Source organism: Embleya sp. NPDC050154 (assembly GCF_044460165.1).
GTDB lineage: Bacteria > Actinomycetota > Actinomycetes > Streptomycetales > Streptomycetaceae > Embleya.
The window spans coordinates 81,797-99,761 of record NZ_JBITJP010000002.1; the positions used below are offsets into that span (position 1 = coordinate 81,797).

A 17,965-nucleotide genomic window follows, 5' to 3' on the forward strand; every position below is an offset into this window, starting at 1 on the left:
GGCGAGATGCCGGGATTCCTGGACGCGGCCCCGCTTCTGGACGCGGGCCCGTCGCAGTTTCCCCGCCGAATCGAACGCCTCCTGTGGCACCTGGGCATGACCGATGTGGCCAACATCGACGGCTCCGGCGACGAAGGCGGCGACATCCTAGCCCGCCGTGGGGATGACGTCTGGGTGGTCCAGTGCAAGTGGAAACGGCACGGCGCCGTCGGGGCCGACGCCGTGGACGAGGTCGCCCGGGCACGGGACCGCTATCGTGCCCACCACGCGGTCGTCGTCACCAACTCCCGCTTCAGCCCGGACGCCCGACGGCGGGTGGTCGACCTGGCACGTCTCGGGCCCGCCATCCTCCTGTGGGGCGGAACGGATCTGTCGACGGGCTTCGGCAGGGTTGCCCCCCGATTCGGACAGGTCACGCCCCGGCCCTATCAGGCCGAGGCGCTACGGGCGCTCACTGCGGATCTCGACGCCACCGGACGTGCGCTGCTCGTCCTGGCCACCGGGCTAGGGAAGACCGTCGTCGGTGGCGAAGTCATCGCCGAACACCTGCGCCGCAACCCCCGGGACCGTGTGCTCGTCGTCGCCCACGCTAAAGACCTCGTCCAGCAGCTCGAGCGCGCGCTGTGGCGGCACCTCCCCAAGGACGTACCAACGCGCCTCCTCACCGGGGACACTCGCCCCGATGACCTTTCCGGCCTGACCTGCGCAACGGTGGGCTCGGCGCTGTCCGCCGCCCGTTTCGGGTACCGCCCGGAGTTCGTCATGATCGACGAAGCCCACCATCTCGGAGAAGAGGGCCAGTACGACGACCTGCTCGAAATGCTCGGTGAGTCCCGCCACTTGGGCGTCACCGCGACCCCGTGGCGTGGCGACAAGCACGACATCACCCATCAGCTCGGTGCCCCCAGTTTCAGTCTGGGCATCGAGGAGGGGATGCGGCGCGGCTACCTCGCCCAGGTGGACTACCGCCTGTTCGTCGACGACATCGACTGGGACATCGTCCGCGAGGCGAGCGACCACTCCTACGGCTTGGCCGAACTCAACGCGAAGCTCTTCCTACCGCAGCGGGACGAGGCCATCCGCGACGAGCTGGCCATCACGTGGGCGAGCACAGCCAATCCCCGGGCCATCGTCTTCTGCCGCACTATCGAGCACGCCGAGCGCCTCGCCGACATGCTGCGGCGCACCCCGCTCTGGTCTGGAGCCCTCGCCATCCATGCCCACCTCGCCAGGCGGGAGCGGCAAAACCGTCTCCTCGCCTTCCGCTCCGGGGAGGTGCCCATCCTGACCTCAGTGGACATTCTCAACGAAGGCGTCGATGCGCCCGACGTGAACATACTCTGTTTCGCCCGGGTCACCCACTCTCGCCGGATTTTCGTCCAGCAGCTCGGCCGAGGTCTGCGACTACGTGAAGGCAAGGAGCGGGTTACCGTCCTGGACTTCGTCAGCGACCTCCGCCGCGTCGCTGCCGCTCTCAGGCTCAAGCGGGCTCTGGACGGAGACGGGGAGATCGAGACCCTTCCAGAGGTCACCCCGTCGACGATCGACTTCAGCGACCAGCGAGTGGCCACCCTCATGAATGAGTGGATCAGAGACGCGGCCAGCCTCGAGACCGCGTACGACGAGCACCGCCTCCAGTTCCCCGCCGCCCTCCCTCCACAGGAGTAATAACGCCGTGCCGCCCATGCAGCTGCCCGCGTCCATCCGCGAGCGTCTCCTCATCGAGATCTACCAGCAAGCCAACGATCTGGACTGGGAGTTCCTGAGCAATGGCGAGAAGACCGACCAGTACCGCAGGTGGATTGAAGACCGAAAGGTGGGCGGCGTGCTGCTCTCCTACGGGCCGGAGAAGGACGCGAGGGTCTGGATCAAGGACGTGCCCATGAAGGAGTACGCCCGAGCCCAGGAAGGCATCGGGAACTACGTCCGCTATGCGGTGAATCGGTTCCGGGGAGCCGAGGAGATCGTTCAAGCGGCGTTCGGCACCCAATGGGGCTTGAAATCCGATTCGACAGGCGAGAAGCCGAACCACTGCTACGCCACGGATGGCAACTCCTCCCGCTACGTCTGCTGGGGCCGCACTGGCACCTTCCGTGACCTCATCTGGGCCGCTCTGAACCAGGCCATCCGCGGACCGGAGCGGCCGGCGATAGTCATCACGACCCGCGACGGGGAGAACATCGCCTCCGTCGACCACCAGCTTCAGCTCCGGCTCGCCGCGCACTGCGGCGTCGACTTGAAGCACCTCCACCGCACGATGATCCCGAACCCCGACTACGTGGGCTTTGGGAACCTCGTAGTCGAATCACGCTCTGGCGCGGGGGTCGACTGAGTTCTGCTGAAGGCATGGCACACGCCTAGGGATGCAGCAAGTCGGGTTGTCGATGCGGGTGCGGATGCGGGTACATCGCATTTACGGCGTGGGGCGTGCGACGCCGGGAAGCTGGAAGGTCCCTGTGCGGAGTTGACTTGGTCGTAACCGGTCGCGCCGATCCGACGCCCGGTCAGCCTCCCGGCCCCGGGGGGCCGTCGCCGCGTAGGCGTTCGAGGTCCGAGGCGCGGACCTGGATGACGAACATCGCGATCACGGCGGCGATCACCGCGAAGATCGCGGCCGTCACGAAGGCGGCGGAGATGCCCGTGGTCAGCACCTGGTGGCTCCAGGGCGCGGGCAGGTCGCCGGTGCGCTCGAAGGCGGCGCGTTCGGCCGGGGTGGCCTGGGCGAGGAAGGCCGGGACCTGGTCCTTGGCCTCGTTGCGGTTGGCGGTGCCGAAGACGGTGACCAGGATGGACAGGCCGAGCGAACCGCCCACCTGTTGGGTGGCGTTGAGCAGGCCCGAGGCTGCGCCGGTTTCCTTGGAGGCGACGCCGGAGACGGCCATCAGGGTCAGCGAGACGAATTGCATGCCCATGCCGAGGCCGAAGACCAGCGTCGGGCCCAGGATGCTGCCGACGTAGGTGCTGTGCACGTCGGTACGGGTCAGCCAGGCGAGACCGGCCGCCGCCAGGAGGGCACCGACGACCATGAAGGGTTTGGGTCCGTAGCGCGGCAGCAGTTGCGACGCGAAGCCTGCGCCGACCGCGATCACCGCGCTGATCGGGAGGAAGGCCAGACCGGCCTCGATCGGACTGAAGCCCAGGACGTCCTGGACGAACAGGGTCAGGAAGAAGAACATCCCGAAGATCGCCGCCGCCAGGCACAACATGATGCCGTAGGTGCCCGACCGGTTACGGTCCGCGAACATCGCCAGGGGGGTGATCGGCTGCCTGGATCTGCGCTCGATGGAGAGGAAGATCGCCAGCAGCACGACGGCCGCCGCGAACGCGGCGAGGGTCAGGCCGTCCCGCCAGCCCTCCTGGGCCGCCCGGATGAAGCCGTACACGAGCGAGCCGATGCCCAGGGTCGAGGTGAGCGCGCCGAGCACGTCGAAGTGGCCGGGATGTCGCTCGGACTCCCTGATGTAGCGCGGGGTGGCCAGTGCGATGAGCACACCGATGGGCACGTTGACGAAGAACACCCACCGCCAGTCCAGCCATTCGACCAGGATGCCGCCGGCCAGCAGCCCGATCGCGCCGCCGCCCGCGGAGACCGCCGCGAAGACGCCGAAGGCCCGGTTGCGGGCCGGGCCTTCGGGAAAGGTCGTGGTGATCAGGGCGAGGGCGGTCGGGGAGGCGATGGCGCCGCCGACGCCCTGCAGCGCCCGGGCGGCGAGCAGTTGCGGCGCGGTCTGCGCGAGTCCACCCAGTAGCGAGGCGACCACGAACAGCAGCACGCCGAAGATGAACACCCGCCTGCGGCCCAGGATGTCGCCCGCACGCCCGCCGAGCAGCAGCAGACCGCCGAAGGTGAGCGTGTACGCGTTGAGCACCCAGGACAGGCTGGTGGTGGAGAACTCCAGCGAGCGCTGGATGTGCGGCAGCGCGATGTTCACGATGGTGATGTCCAGCACCACCATGAGCTGACACGAGGCGATCACCGCGAGCGCGGCGCCATTGCCGCCGCGTCGTTTCGGTGCGGCGGCGGTCTGCGAGGGTGTCGCGTGAGGATTCGCCATGGTGGGTCCCGCGGTTGCCGAGGGCCGCGCCACGCGGCGCCGTCCGGCGGGAATCGACGGTCTCCGACCGATCCGGTGCGGTTCGGCGGTCCCGACGATCCGGTGTGCGTCGACGGCCCCGACGATCCGGCAATGGTGCGCCCGACCGGACGGGGTGCGCTCACTCGTTCGACCGTAAGCCCGGACCCGAACCGGCACCACCCGGGGCGCCTGGCACACGCGGGATGGTGCGGGTCGGATCCGGGCTCACCGGGCCGTGCTCCCCAAGGCGGCCCGGCGGCGGGTCAGGCGGTCTTCGGGGTGGCGCGTACGCCCATGTGTATGTACGGCGAGCCGTCGGCGAGTTCGTAGAAGACCACGTTGTCCCACAGCGGGCTGCCCTCGCGGCGGCCCACGAACGTGGTCTCGTCGACGGGTATCAGATCCCAGTCCATCTCCGGCGAGATGTCGGCCAGCGCACCGGTGATCCGGATGTTCAGGTGCAGCTTGGCGTCGTCCTGGACACTCACCGTGGCGAGGCAGCCCACCCGCTCGTACGTCCCCGCGTGGCGCGCGACGTCCACGTCCACCGGTGTGTCGGGCGGGCCGAGCAGCTCCGGCATCTCGACGTCCGCGAGCACGGCGAACAGCTCGGCGCCCAGGGTGCGTTGCAGCGCGGACGTCTCACCGCCGTTGGCCAGCAGGCAGACCACCGTGCCGGTGTCGGGCAGGACCCAGAGCATCGCGGACTGGCCGATGGTGTTGCCCGCGTGCATGATCACCCGATGCCCGGACCACTCGTCGAGGATCCAGCCGATCCCCCACTCCGGAGCGATCGTGTACGGGTTGGGCAGGCGCACCTGCGGCTCGGTCATCGCGCCCGGCGCGGCCAGCAGTTCGGTGCCCAGGTGGGCCAGGCCGAACGCGACCACGTCGCTCGCTCGCGCGCAGATCAGGCCGGCCGGGCCCATGGCCCGGGTCAGGCCCCATACCGAGGTGGGGCTGCCGTCCTCGACGTGCCCCGTCGCCGCACCGAAGCGCAGCACGTCCTCCGGCAGCGTCCAGGTGTGCGTCAGACCCAGCGGCTCACAGATCTGCTCGCGCAGCGCCGCGTCCCAGGTCTTGCCGGTGAGCCGCTCGATGATCCGTCCCGCGATCACGAAGCCGGAGTTGCAATACGAGAACGACTCGCCGATCGGGTGGTTCTGGGTCAGCTCGGCGCAGGCCGCGACGTACTTCTCCAGACAGTCGTCGCCGCGCCCGGAGTCCAGGAACAGGTCACCGTCGATACCGGAGGTGTGCGTCAGCAGGTGCCGCACCGTCACCGTCTTGGTCACCTGCGCGTCGGCGACCTTGAACTCGGGCAGCAGGTCGACGACCGGCGTGTCCAGGGTGAGCCGGCCCTGCTCGACCAACAGCATCAGCTGGGTCGCCGTCCACACCTTGCTCACCGAGCCGATCTGGAACAGCGAGTCGGTCGAGACCGGAGTACCGGTGTCCTTGTTCAGCACCCCGGCGACGAAGGTGTGTACCTCACCCTCGTGCGCGAACGCCAGGCTCGCGCCCGGTACGTCGTATCGGGTGATCAGCTCGGCGAGACGGGCATTCCAGTGGGCGGAGTCGACGGTTGCGGCCATGGGACCTCTTTCGCGAGTGGGCTCGGCGGCGTACCGGCACGCTACGCGGACGAAGCGCTCCCGCTCATGGCCGTGACGACGAACCCGAGGGCAACCCTTGGTGCGAACGCACAACCGGTCAGCGCGGCAGGCCGGTGTGGCCGACCCGGACCAGGCCGGATTCGTACGCCACCACCACGGCCTGGGCACGATCGCGCAGGTCGAGCTTGCCCAGCAGGTCCCTCTCGTAGCGCTCCACGGTGGCGTCCTCGACCCGCATGGCCTCGGCGATCTCGCCGCTGTCCCTGCCCGCCGCGACCAGGCGCAGCACCTCGATCTCGGCCGGGGTGAGTCCAGCGAGGGCGTCGGGAACCGGGGGCGTCGACGGCGTCGTGGGCTCGTCGGCCGGCCCCGTCGCAGGCGTCACCGGGATGCTCGCCGCGACCAGGAACCCGCCGCCCGCGACGTGCTCGGCCCGGAACGACCCGCCGTGCACCGCCACCCGCTCGCGCATGCCGAGCAGCCCGTGACCACCGCCGGTCGTCGCGTAACCACCGCCGGCCTTGTCGCCGCCGCCGTCGTCGCGGATCTCGATGGCGACCGCGTCCGGCAGGTATTCCAGCAGCACCCGAGCCATGGCCGCGCTGCCGGCGTGCTTGCGCGCGTTGGTGAGCGCCTCCTGGGTGATCCGGTACAGCGCGAGGCCGACCGGCAGCGGCAGTTCGCGGCGCGTGCCGAGCACCTGGAGCTCGGTCGGCAGGCCGGCCAGGCAGGATTCGGCGATCAGCCGGTCGAGGTCGTCGACGCCGGGCTGCGGGCTCGACGGCGCGCTCTCCGGGTCCTTGTCGCTGCGCAGCACGCCGAGCAACTGCCGCATCTCGTCCAGCGCGACCCGGCCGGACGCCTCCAGGGTGAGCAGCGCGCCGCGCGCGCCGTCCAGGTCGCGTTCCAGACTGGCCCGGGCGCCGCCGGACATCAGATGCATGGTGGTGATGTGGTGCGCCACGATGTCGTGCAGTTCCCGGGCGATCCGCCGGCGCTCCTCGGTCAGCGCGCGCTCGGCGAGCAGGACCCGGTTGACCTCGACCTGTCCCTGCCAGTGCCGCACCGCCGCGCTCGCCCCCAGCACGAGCGCGGTCGCGACCAGGTCGCCGCTGAACACCCAGAAGAACGACTCGTCGGCGTTGCGGTAGCCGGAGGTCTGGGCGGCCATGGTCAGCGCCGCGGCCACCGCGATCGTCCGGGGCCGGCAGGCCAGGCCGACGGTGTACAGCGCGACCGCCAACGAGATGCCGAACCGCTGCCCGATGTCGGTCGACAGGTTCAACCCCACCTGGAGCACGAGAACCGCGAGCAGCACCGGGAACGGGGCGCGCCGGCGCGCCACCAGGCACAGCGCCGAGGCGACCAGGAACGCGACGCAGGTCGCGGCCTCCCCGGCGCCGTCGCCGCGGACGGTGACCACGTAGCCGAGCAGGTCGACGGCCATCGCCACGAGCGCGACCAGGAGGTCCGACCGGGTACGCGCCGGGAGGATCCGGCGCGCGGGGGCCGACCCGAACCCCGCGGGGGTGTCCGTGGCGGTCAGGTCACGGCCGGTGATCGCCTTGCCGAGCGTGGCCATGGACTTGGGGCCGAAGCCCATCCAGGGCCTCCTTCCATGGGGAGCCTCCATGCGGAGCGGCGGCCAGTATTCCACCGCGACGATCATTCGGCCGAAACGCGCGAACCGTGCGAACCACCCGGCCCTCGACGTCCCGGCCGCGCTCGCGAACCATCCGGCGGCCCCTCGAAACCCCCGCTCCCCACCCCCTCGGGCCGGCCGACACCGGCCCGCCACCCGCGCTCAGCCCCTCCCGTCGGCCCCGCCGGCCCCGTACAACCCGCGCTTGGCCGCGCCGACCGGGTCGGTCCCCGGCTCGCAGGCCGCCGCGAAGCGCATCGCCGCCCGGGTCGGTGTCGTGTACCGCTCCCACGCGGGCAGTCCGGCGTGGTTGGGGTCGCCGGTGCGGACGAACGCGATCCACGCGTCGTGCATCGCCGCGCCCAGCCCGTCCAGGGTCTTCGGCTCGACCCCGGCCAGGAACGGTGCGTGTGCCCACCGGTCCGCGTTGCGGAACGTGAACGGCAACTCCAGGCAGTGCGCGGCGCCCAGCCGGCCCCCGTAGGCGGGCGTCGCGTAGTCGAACTGGTAGAGCCACACCGGCCGTTCCTGTGCGGCCAGACCTTCCGCGAGGGCCGTGCCCGGCAGCCGGAACAGCTCCTCGGAGACCAGATCGGTCAGCAGTTCGAGCGCGGTTGCCCCCGGACGCTCGGCGGCGAAGATCTCGTACGCCTCCCCGCCCCGCGCGCCGAACGCCTCGTCGAAACGTGCCCGGACCTGCTCGAACGTGGCCCGCGCGTACATCTCGTTGGCCCCGAACGCGAAGCCGGCCTCGTCGGCGGTCCAGCCGAGCAGGATGTCCAGGTCCGGATTCTCCCCGGCCAGGAGCGCCGCCAACGGGTGCCGGGTCAGCGTCGAACCGTCGACCATGGGCAGGAACGGCACCGGCCATCGGCCCCACCGGGCCTGTACCCCGAACATGCCGACGGTGGCCTCGACCAACGCCTCCCACGGCAGCGCGCGCAATCCCGCGACGTCGGGGACGCCGGCCACCTCCAGCAGCGCGGCCGTGGTCCGCAGCGCCTCCTCGCGGTCGGGCGTGCGCACACCCAGCGGCGGGCTCTGCAGGATCGCCCGGTGGAACAGGCCGCGGCCCTGCGGATGTACGGCCAGCGCCGCCGTGGAGAAGGCGCCGCCCGACTGGCCCGCGACGGTGATGTCGTCCGGGTCGCCGCCGAAGGCCGCGATGTGCTCCCGGACCCAGCGCAGCGCGGCGAGTTGGTCGGTCAGCCAGAAGTTCCCGGCGTCCGCGTCGTCCTCGGCCCCGAGGTAGAGGTAGCCGAGCGCGCCGATCCGGTAGGAGACGCTCACCACGACCAGGTCGCCGTCGCGCGCGAAGGTGTCCCCCGCGTAGATCGGCAGCGTGCCGGAGCCGCTGACGAAGCCGCCGCCGTGGATCCAGACCAGGACCGGGCGGCGGGCGTCGTCCGGGCCCGGTGTCCAGACGTTCAGCGTGAGGCAGTCCTCGTCGAACGGCGGCGCGCCGTGGCCGCCGAGGACCGGGTCGACCAGCCCGACCTGCGGGGCACTGGGTCCGTACTCGCCCGCGTCCCGGACCCCCGCCCAGCCCGGATGCGGTCGGGCCGGCCGCCAGCGCAGTTCGCCGACCGGCGGCGCCGCGTACGGAATGCCGCGAAAGACCGCGAGCCCGTTCTCGGCCCGCCCGCGCAGCGTGCCGACAGGCAGCCGTACCAGCGGCGCGTCGTCCGGGCCCGGGGCGCTCACGTCGCCGAGCCCGCGTCGGCGGAGGCGGCGCCCAGGGGCGCCTCGGCGAACTTCCCGGTCAGCAGGTGTCCGGCCCCCGGCGCGAAGGCGGGCAGGTCGAGGGCGCGCAACATCTGGTGCACGGTGCACACCGCGGCGGAGACGACCGGCTTGCCCAGTCGTTGCTCGGCCTCCTCGATCGCGGCCAGCGAGGGCATCTGCACGCACGCGGACAACACCACCGCGTCCGCGTCCGCGTGGGCGAGCCGCTCCGCGATGCCCGGCAGGCGCAGCGGGTCGTGCGCGGCCACGTCGAGGTTGTCCGGGATCTCCAGCGCCTCGAAGTCGAGCACCTCGATGCCCTCGTGTCCCAGGTAGTCCACCACGGTGCGGGTCAGCGGCAGCATGTACGGCGCGACCAGGGCGACCTTGCGCGCGCCGATCGTGTGCAGCCCGTGCACGAGCGCGCCCGCGCTGGTGACCACCGGCGCGGGCGCGCCGTTCTCGACGGTCCGGGTGTGCAGGCGCTCCTCGGAGACCCGGTGGTAGCCCAGGCCCATGCTCATGATCGCCACCAGGCACGCGTAGCCGAGCACGTCCACCCGCGCGTCGGAGAGTTCGACGGCGCAGCGGTCGGAGTCGGCGTCCATCGCCTTGAGTTGCTCGGGCGTGACGTGTGTCATCCGCATCCGACTGGAGTGGAACGTGAAGCGCTCCGGGGCGACCGCTTCGCGCGCCCGCAGGATCGCGGGCACCTCGGTTTCCATCGTGACGTTCGAGCTCGGCACGATCTGGCCGATGCGGTAGGGGTGTTGACGCACGGAGGTCCTCCTGCTGGATGCCGACTGCGAGCCGAGAGTGTGGGGTGGGGTCGAGCCGCGGGTCAGCGGGCGTCGATCACCGGGTTGGACAGCGTGCCGATCCGCTCCACGGTGGCCTCCACCACGTCGCCGGGGCGCAGGTACTGCGGCGGGACCTGGGCCGCGCCGACGCCGGACGGCGATCCCGTGGAGATCACGTCGCCCGGCTCCAGGGTCATTCCGGAGGAGATGTCGGCGATCAGGCGCGGGATGCCGAAGAGCATGTGCCGGGTGTTGGACTTCTGCTTGACGTCGCCGTTGACCCGCAGCGACAGGTCCAGCGCCTGCGCGTCCGGGATGTCGTCGGCGGTGACCACCGCGGGGCCGAACGGCGCGTAGGAGTCCTGGCCCTTGGAGAAGAACCACTGTCCGGACCGGCGCTGGTCGCGGGCGCTGATGTCGTTCATGATGCTGTACCCGAACACGTGGTCCCACGCGTCGGCCTCGCTCACCTTGTACGCGGTCCGCCCGATCACGACGGCGAGTTCGCACTCCCAGTCGAGCTGCTGCGTGAGGTCGCCGTTGTGCAAAATCGGCGCGCCGGGGCCGGTGACCGCGGTCGCGGGCTTACCGAACAGCACCGGGCGATCCGGGAGTTCCCTCGCGGTGTCCAGAGTGCGGTTGGACTCGGCCACGTGCTCGACGTAGTTGAGCCCGATGCCGATGATCTTCCCGGGCCGCAGCGGCGCGAGCAGCCGCACGTCGGCGCTCGCGTGCACGGCGGCGGCGGGCCGGTCGGCCGGGTCGCCGCCGAGCAGGTCGCGCGCGGCGTCGAACGCCTCGGCGCCCGCGCGGATGAACGACAGCAGATCGCCGGGCAGTTCGGTGTCCGCGGCGGCGGCGAGCGCGACGAGGTCGATCACGTGCGCGCCGTCCTCGGCGCCCAGGCGGGGCGTCGTGCCGTCGACGGTGTAGGTGACCAGGCGCATGGGAGTGTCCTCACTGTCCTTGCGTCCGGGCGGCACGGTCGCGCCGCCCGGATCGTCGTGGGGGTTGGGAATCGCGGGGCCTGCGATCGGTGGGCACGCGGCCTGATCGGCCGCCCCGGTGATCAGGGGGTCGGCTGGTGTCCGTCGTTGTCGACGTACGCCTCTTCGCGGTGGAAGCCGAGCGAGCGCATCACCGGGAAGTCGTTGAAGGAGAACAACACCGCGTCCTCGGACGGGTCGAGGTTGGCGTGTTCGTGCCAGGCCCAGGCCGGGACCGCGAAGACGTCGCCCTCGTGCCACTCGAAGCGCTGCCCGCCCACGATCGAGACGCCGTGGCCCTTGGCCGCGGTGTACACGACCGAACCGGTGTGCCGGTGCGCCTTCGTCGCCTGTCCCGCGCGCAGGAGTTGGATGTGCGCGCTCATCGTCGGCATCACCGAGCCGCCGGTGGCGGGGTTGGTGTACTCCATGATCACGCCGTCGTACGGCGATCCCTCGCTCGCCTTCGCCAGGTCCAACAGCGCCTGGTAGGTGGGCTCCCACGGCCAGGCCAGCAGCGGCGAGTAGGGCCGGGTCCACCGCTCGGTGCCGTACGGCACCAGGTTGCCGCCGAAGGTCAGGACCGAGGAGTTCACCACCTTGCCGGGCACCTGGTACACGTCGGGGTGCACCTCGTAGAAGCCCGCGTCCAGCGCGTTGACCAGCGGGATGTCCAGGCCGTCCTGCCAGATCACCGGTGCGTCGTCGGACTCGTTGCCGTGCTCGTGCCAGGTGCCGTTCGGGGTGATCGCGAAGTCGCGGGCGCCGACCTTGAGTTTCTCGCCGTCCACGATGGTCCACGCGCCGCTGCCCTCCAGGACGAAGCGCAGCGCGGCGGCCTGGTGTCGGTGGGCGGTCATCGACTCGCCCGGGCCCATGATCTGCAGGCCCGTGTACAGCAGGCCGGCCGCGGCGCTGACGTCCCGGCGCCCGGGGTTGACCAGCATCACCACCCGGCGGCCCGCGTCGTCCGCCTTGACCAGGTCGAGCGCCTTGCGTACCAGGGGGCGCAGTTCGGCGTAGCGCCACAGTGTGGGCACCGACTTGGGCTGTGGGTACCACGGCTCGATCTCGTTCGCCACGGTCCACAGCGCACCGGCCTCGCGGTCGGCCAACTCGGCGTAGTAGGCGCTCAGTTCCGGGGTATCGGTGACTCGGGCCCGGCCGAGCATGTTGTCGTCCTGGGTGGTCATTTCTCCTCCTCGGGGGCAGGTGCGAGGGGCGTGGGGGCACTGTCGTGGGTGAAGGTGATCGGCGATCTGGGCCGGTTGTCGACGTTGAGTCGGAAGATGTCGAAGCGGTTGTAGTGGCCGACGATGTCGTGCATCTGCTTGGGCTGGATGCACTTGGCGAGATCGATGTCGGCGTAGACGATGCCCTCGTCGTCGATCAGCGGTTCGGTCACCGGGCGGCCGTCGGGGCCGAAGATCCCGGAGAGCGCGCTGCGTTCGCGGCCGAGCTGCTTGCGTACCTCGTCGTCGTCGCCGGCGATGGCGTCCACGATCTCCGGCGAGATGGTCGAGCACGCGACCACCGAGAAGACCTTGCCCTCGAAGCTGTGCGCGGCGGTGCGCACCGCGATGGCGTCCGCCATGTCGTAGTCGGCCGGTGCCACCGGCAGGGCGATGTAGCTCGCGGCGTGCACGAGTTCGCCCTGCGCGAGCAGGGTGAAGCGGGCCAGCGTGTTGGTGTTCTCGCCGCACGCGAGCACGCCGAGCGGGCCGATCCCGGTCGGGTGTACGCGCAGCGAGCTGCCGTCGCCGCCGGTCCAGGTCAGCTTCTCCGCCCAGGTGGGCACCAGCTTGCGGTGCACCCCGATCAGTTCGCCGTCCGCGTCGATGGTCAGCATCGTGTTGTAGAGCACGCCCATGCTGTGCGGGCCGCGCTCGTTGACGCCGATCACCACCACCGCGCCGGCCGCCCGGGCGGCGGCGCGCAGTGCCTCCACGTGCGGGCCGGGCACGTCCACCGAGGAGCGGTACAGGCGTTCGAACCAGGGAGAGCCCTGGACCGGGTTCATCGTCCAGTTCCAGTACGGGTACCCCGGCACGAACACCTCGGGGAAGACGATCAAAGCGGCGCCGTTGGCGGCGGCTTCGCGGATCAGCGCGACCGCCTTGGCCACCGTGGCGGCCGCGTCCAGGTAGACCGGCGAGGCCTGCACGGCGGCGGCCTTGAACCGGGGCGGGTTGTCGCGTTGTTCACCGGTCAGCACGATCGGCGGGGTGGGACTGTCCATGTCGGGCTCCTCGTGTCCGGGTCAGCGCCGGCCGGGTACGGCCACCAGGCTCGGGTCGGGCTCGGGCCGCCAGCGGCGCGGCACCGCTTCGACGCTCTCGCGCAGTAGGTGCAGTCTCGGTGGCACCCGGTCGCTGCCCGCGCCGGGCGGCTTGCGGCTGCCGGGGCGCCACGCGCTCGGCCAGGGCGCGCCGGGTCCGGTGTAGCCCTGCTCGGCGGCGGCGTGCAGCGTCCACATCGGGTCGTACAGGTGGGCGCGGCCGACCGCGCACAGGTCGGCGCGACCCGCGAGCAGGATCGAGTTGACGTCGTCGTAGGTGGAGATCGCACCGACCGCGATGGTCGGCACGCCGGTCGCGTTGCGGATCAGATCGGCGAACGGGGTCTGGTAGCCGCGCCCGTAGGCGGGCCGCTCGTGCGCGACCACCTCGCCCGAGGACACGTCGATCCCGTCCGCGCCGGCCGCCGCCAGTGCCCGGGCGATGCGTACCGCGTCGTCCTCGGTGGTGCCGCCCCGGGCCCAGTCGCTCGCCGAGATGCGCACCACCAGCGGCTTGTTCGTCGGCCACACCGCCCGCACCGCGGACAGCACCTCTATCGGGAAGCGCAGCCGGCCGGCGAGCGAGCCGCCGTATTCGTCCTCGCGCAGGTTGGTCAGCGGGGACAGGAAGCCGGACATCAGGTGGCCGTGACCGTACTGGAGTTCCAGCGCGTCGAAGCCCGCCCGGTCGGCCCGCGCGGCGGCGGCGGCGAACGCGGCGGTGATCGCGTCCAGGTCCGCGCGGTCCGCCTCGCGCGGCCGGAAGTCGTTCGCGGTGTCCCATGGGATCGCCGACGCGGCCACCGTCGGCCAGCCGTTCGGGCCCAGCGGCACGCTCCGACCGTCGGCGTCCGGCACGGTGGTCGCCGCGCGGCGTCCGGCGTGGCTGAGCTGGATGCCCAACAGCGGTCCGTCCGGGGACTGTTCCTTGACCCGGGTGACCACCTCGCGCCACGCGGCCTCGTGCGCGTCCGACCACAGACCCGGACATGCCTCGGTGGCCCGGCCGTTGGGCAGTACGGCCGTCATACCCGCGAAGACCAGGCTCGCGCCGCCGAGCGCGAGCGCGCCCAGGTGGGCGGCCTCGAACGGTCCCGGGATGCCGTCGCGGGCCGCGTAGGTGGCCATCGGCGGCACCAACACGCGGTTGCGCAGCCGGACCGACCCGAGCCGGAAGGGCTGGAACATCGGCGCGGCGTCCACCCGGTCCGGCCGCCCGGCGGTGAACGCGGCATCCACCCGGGCGACGAACTCGGGGTCGCGTTCGAGCAGGTTGGCGTGGGTGACCCGGCGGCTGCGGGTGAGCAGGTTGAAGGCGAACTGCTCGGGCGCCTGGCCGACCGCGCGGTCGATGTTCTCGAACCATTCCAGGCTGGCCTGCGCGGCGCGCTGGGTGGAGCCGACCACCGGCTTACGCTCGGCCTCGTAGGCGGTCAGCGCGGCCGGGATACCGGCGTGCTCGTTCAGGCACGCGGCCAGCGCGAGCGCGTCCTCCATCGCCAGCTTGGTGCCCGAGCCGATGGAGAAGTGCGCGGTGTGCGCGGCGTCGCCGAGCAGGACCACGTTCTCGTGGTGCCACGAGGCGTTGCGCACGGTGCTGAACCTGATCCAGCGCGAGTTGTTCGGGATCAGCCGGTGGCCGTCCAGGTGTTCGGCCAGCAGTGCCTCGCACCGCGCGATGCCCGCGTCGTCGCTGGCCCCGCGCGGCAGGTCGCGGCCGGCGAACTCGGCGAACCCGCCGCGCCGCCAGGCGTCCTCGGTGAGTTCGACGATGAAGGTGCTGCGTCGGTCGTCGAACGGATACGCGTGCACCTGCACCACGCCGAAGTCGAACTTGTCGACGATGAAGGTGAACGCGTCGAAGACCTTGTCGGTGCCCAGCCACATGTACCGGCAGCCGCGCTCGTCGAGATCGGGCCGGAAGGTGTCGGCGTAGCGTTCGCGCACCGCGGAGCGCACGCCGTCCGAGGCGACCACCAGGTCGTGGGTGCGCGCCAGTTCGTCCACGTCGGGTGCCTCGGTGCGGTAGCGCAGGTCCACGCCGAGCGCGGCGCAGCGTTCCTGGAGGATGCGCAGCAGTCGCTCCCGGCCCAGCGCGGCGAATCCGTGCCCGCCGGAGGTCAGGGTGCGACCGCCGTAGCGGATGTCGATGTCGGTCCAGCGAGCGAAGCCCGCGGACATCGCGGCGAAGATCTCCGGGTCGGCCTGCGCGATGCCGTCCAGCGTCTCGTCGGAGAAGACCACGCCGAAGCCGAACACGTCGTCCGGTGCGTTGCGCTCCCACAGGGTGATCTCCGCGGCCGGCGAGAGCTGCTTGGCGAGGGCGGCGAAGTACAACCCGCCCGGCCCGCCACCGATGACTGCGATGCGCACAGCGTCCTCCAATGTTCCCGGCCTACCCGAGCGTATGTAATAAATTCCACGGTCGTCAACAGGGCGCGATATCCGGCACGGGTCGAGGGCTCGCGGGTGCCTTCGAGCCCTCGCACCGGCGCGCCGGTCAGGCGTACGACTCCGGTCGTTGCGGGCCACCGCTGGAGAGCGCGGCCCGCGTCGCGTCCGGCCAGGGCGAGGCACCCTTGGCGTCCGGCGGGCAGTGCGCGACGGACACCCGACCGGTCGCGGCGACGCCCTGCTCGCCGCGCACCTCGAACGTGTAGTGCAGCGAACTGGTGCCCACCCGGGCGATCCCCAGCGCGATGTGCGCGGACTCGCCGAACCACAGCCGCTCGCGGTAGTCCGCCTCGAAGTGCACACGCGGGATCCGGCCGAACAGGTCGGCCACACCCAGCCGGCGCAGCAGCACCGCCTCCGCCGCCTCGACCCAGCGCTGCACCGCCGAGTAGTGGTAGTGGCCGGCGGCGTCGGTGTCCTGCCATTCGACCCGGCGCTCGATCACCACCGAGGGCAGCGTGGCCGCCTCGGCCGAGTCGGCCGGGTCGGTCTGTGCCGGGCGGGTGTCCTGCATCTCGTCGCCTTTCACGAGGTCTCCGGGGCAAGGGGGTTCGGGGCCGGGGGTTTCGGTCCGGCCGGTGCGGGCGCGGTAGGCGCCTGGGCCCAGGCGCGCAGTTCGCCGCGCCGCAGCTTGCCGTTGCCGGTGCGCGGCAGCGTGGCCACGAACTCGACCGCACGCGGGTACTTGTACGGCGCGATGGCCTGCTTGACGAAGGTCTGGATGCGGGTGGCGGTCTCGGCGTCGGCGGCCACGCCCTCGCGCAGCACGACGTACGCCTTGACGATCAGGCCGCGTCTGGGGTCCGGCGCGCCGACCACGCCGCACTCCGCGACGTCCGGGTGGGCGGCCAGGGCGAGTTCGACCTCGGGGCCGGCGATGTTGTAGCCGGAGGAGACGATCATGTCGTCGCTGCGGGCCTGGTACCAGAGGTAGCCGTCGGCGTCGCGGATGTAGGTGTCGCCGGTGATGTTCCAGCCGTCCCGCACGTAACTGGTCTGGCGCGGGTCGTCGAGGTACCGGCAGCCGGTCGGCCCCTTGACCGCGAGCTGCCCGGGCGTACCGTCCGGGACCCGCTGCCCCTCGGCGTCGAGCACCACGGCCTCGAAGCCGGGCACCGCTCGGCCGGTCGCGCCGGGCCGGATGTCCTGGTCGGCGGCGGAGACGAACACGTGCAGCAGTTCGGTCGCGCCGATCCCGTCGATCAGCTCGATCCCGGTCGCCGCGTGCAGGTCGTGCCAGGTCTCCGCGGGCAGCGCCTCACCCGCCGACACGCACCGCCGGACACCCTTGAGCAGGTCGGCCAGGCCCGCGCCCATGATCGCCCGGTACGCGGTCGGCGCGGTGAACAGCACGGTGACGCCGTGGTCGGCGATGATCCGGGCCAGCCGCTCGGGCGAGGCGTGCTCGAGCAGCAGGGTGGCCGCGCCGACGTGCAGCGGGAAGACCACCAGGCCGCCGAGACCGAAGGTGAAGCCCAGCGGCGGAGTGCCCGCGAACAGGTCGTCCGGGGTGGGCTTGAGGATGTGCCGCGAGAAGGTGTCGGAGTTGGCCAACACGTCGCGGTGGAAGTGCATGGTGGCCTTGGGGCGCCCGGTGGTCCCGGAGGTGAACGCGATCAGCGCGACGTCGTCGGCCGAGGTGTCCACCGCCTCGAACCCGCCGCTCTTGTCCGCGCAGCGCCGGCCGAGGTCGGTCGGCGCGTCGCCGCCGTAGGCGACGGTGGTCAGCCCCGGCACCCGGGCCGCGTCCAGCTCCTCCAGGAAACGGTGGTCGCACAGCGCGACCGTGGGCGCGCTGATCTCGCACAGCGTGGTCAGCTCGTGCGCCCGAAGCAGCGGCATCGTGGTGACCACGACACCACCCGCCTTGAGTACGCCGAACCAGCAGGCGACCAGCCACGGGTTGTTCGGGCCGCGCAACAACACCCGGTTGCCCGGCACCACGCCGAGTTCCTCGGTCAGCACCCGGGCCACCTGATCGGCCCGAAGCAGCAGGTCACCGTACGTCCACTCGTCATCGAGCGTGACCAGACACCGCCGGTCGGGACCCAGTCGGCGCACGGTGTCGTCCAACAGCACCCGGGCGCAGTTGAGCCGAGTCGGGTAGCGCAATTCCGGCAATTCAAAACGCAGTTCGGGCCACAACTCAGCCGGTGGCAGTCGATCACGACAAAACGTGTCGACATGAGCGGAGGGAAACAGCTCCATGTGCGCGCACCTCATCCTGGTGTCAGCGGGAGTCGCGGAGCCAGTATCTATCATTCCTGACGACAGTCAATGTAACGCGATAGTTCTTCGATCGGCAGAGTGCGCCTCGGGCGGGCGACGGGGTGGGCGCGGATCGCGTCCGAGGCGGGCTCGGGCCGGGTGGGATGGGTGGAGCCGTTG

At 71.4% G+C, this 17,965-nt stretch carries 13 protein-coding genes; 2 read left to right on the forward strand and 11 right to left on the reverse strand.

Annotated features, from left to right (window positions below):
* Positions 1-6 precede the first annotated feature (6 nt).
* Complete coding sequence (locus tag ACIBSV_RS04150; RefSeq protein WP_395859391.1) at positions 7-1,668, forward strand: DEAD/DEAH box helicase family protein; 1,662 nt, start codon at positions 7-9, stop codon at positions 1,666-1,668.
* Positions 1,669-1,684: 16 nt separating this feature from the next.
* Positions 1,685-2,332, forward strand: coding sequence for a hypothetical protein (locus ACIBSV_RS04155; RefSeq protein ID WP_395859392.1), 648 nt, complete (start codon positions 1,685-1,687; stop codon positions 2,330-2,332).
* A 172-nt stretch (positions 2,333-2,504) separates the two neighbouring features.
* Here the strand turns inward: ACIBSV_RS04155 and ACIBSV_RS04160 are convergent, their stop codons facing one another.
* From ACIBSV_RS04160 to ACIBSV_RS04210, 11 genes are all read right to left on the reverse strand, one after another.
* Positions 2,505-4,055 carry an MFS transporter gene (locus tag ACIBSV_RS04160; RefSeq protein WP_395859393.1) on the reverse strand — a complete coding sequence of 517 codons (1,551 nt, stop codon included), beginning with the start codon at positions 4,053-4,055 and terminating at the stop codon, positions 2,505-2,507.
* A 284-nt stretch (positions 4,056-4,339) separates the two neighbouring features.
* The gene (locus ACIBSV_RS04165; RefSeq protein ID WP_395859394.1) at positions 4,340-5,671 is read right to left on the reverse strand and encodes a serine hydrolase domain-containing protein; all 1,332 of its coding nucleotides are present in this window, start codon (positions 5,669-5,671) and stop codon (positions 4,340-4,342) included.
* 118 nt (positions 5,672-5,789) lie between these two features.
* On the reverse strand, positions 5,790-7,295 hold the full coding sequence (locus ACIBSV_RS04170) for a hybrid sensor histidine kinase/response regulator transcription factor (protein WP_395859396.1): 1,506 nt from the start codon (positions 7,293-7,295) through the stop codon (positions 5,790-5,792).
* A gap of 201 nt (positions 7,296-7,496) precedes the next feature.
* Positions 7,497-9,038, reverse strand: a complete 1,542-nt coding sequence (locus ACIBSV_RS04175; protein WP_395859397.1) for a carboxylesterase/lipase family protein — start codon at positions 9,036-9,038, stop codon at positions 7,497-7,499.
* Positions 9,035-9,838, reverse strand: coding sequence for an Asp/Glu racemase (locus tag ACIBSV_RS04180; protein ID WP_395859398.1), 804 nt, complete (start codon positions 9,836-9,838; stop codon positions 9,035-9,037). The genes ACIBSV_RS04175 and ACIBSV_RS04180 overlap by 4 nt, the downstream gene beginning before the upstream one ends.
* 62 nt (positions 9,839-9,900) lie before the next feature.
* Positions 9,901-10,806: a fumarylacetoacetate hydrolase family protein gene (locus tag ACIBSV_RS04185; RefSeq protein WP_395859399.1), complete on the reverse strand. Its 906-nt coding sequence runs from the start codon at positions 10,804-10,806 to the stop codon at positions 9,901-9,903.
* 122 nt (positions 10,807-10,928) lie between these two features.
* Positions 10,929-12,038 (reverse strand): cupin domain-containing protein, encoded by a 1,110-nt coding sequence (locus ACIBSV_RS04190; protein ID WP_395859400.1) that lies wholly within the window; start codon positions 12,036-12,038, stop codon positions 10,929-10,931.
* Positions 12,035-13,084: a carbon-nitrogen hydrolase family protein gene (locus ACIBSV_RS04195; RefSeq protein ID WP_395859401.1), complete on the reverse strand. Its 1,050-nt coding sequence runs from the start codon at positions 13,082-13,084 to the stop codon at positions 12,035-12,037. The genes ACIBSV_RS04190 and ACIBSV_RS04195 overlap by 4 nt, the downstream gene beginning before the upstream one ends.
* A 21-nt stretch (positions 13,085-13,105) precedes the next feature.
* Positions 13,106-15,496, reverse strand: coding sequence for an FAD-dependent monooxygenase (locus ACIBSV_RS04200; protein WP_395859402.1), 2,391 nt, complete (start codon positions 15,494-15,496; stop codon positions 13,106-13,108).
* Positions 15,497-15,623: 127 nt separating this feature from the next.
* Positions 15,624-16,106, reverse strand: coding sequence for an acyl-CoA thioesterase (locus ACIBSV_RS04205; protein WP_395859403.1), 483 nt, complete (start codon positions 16,104-16,106; stop codon positions 15,624-15,626).
* Positions 16,103-17,785: an AMP-binding protein gene (locus ACIBSV_RS04210; RefSeq protein WP_395859405.1), complete on the reverse strand. Its 1,683-nt coding sequence runs from the start codon at positions 17,783-17,785 to the stop codon at positions 16,103-16,105. The genes ACIBSV_RS04205 and ACIBSV_RS04210 overlap by 4 nt, the downstream gene beginning before the upstream one ends.
* Positions 17,786-17,965 lie beyond the last annotated feature (180 nt).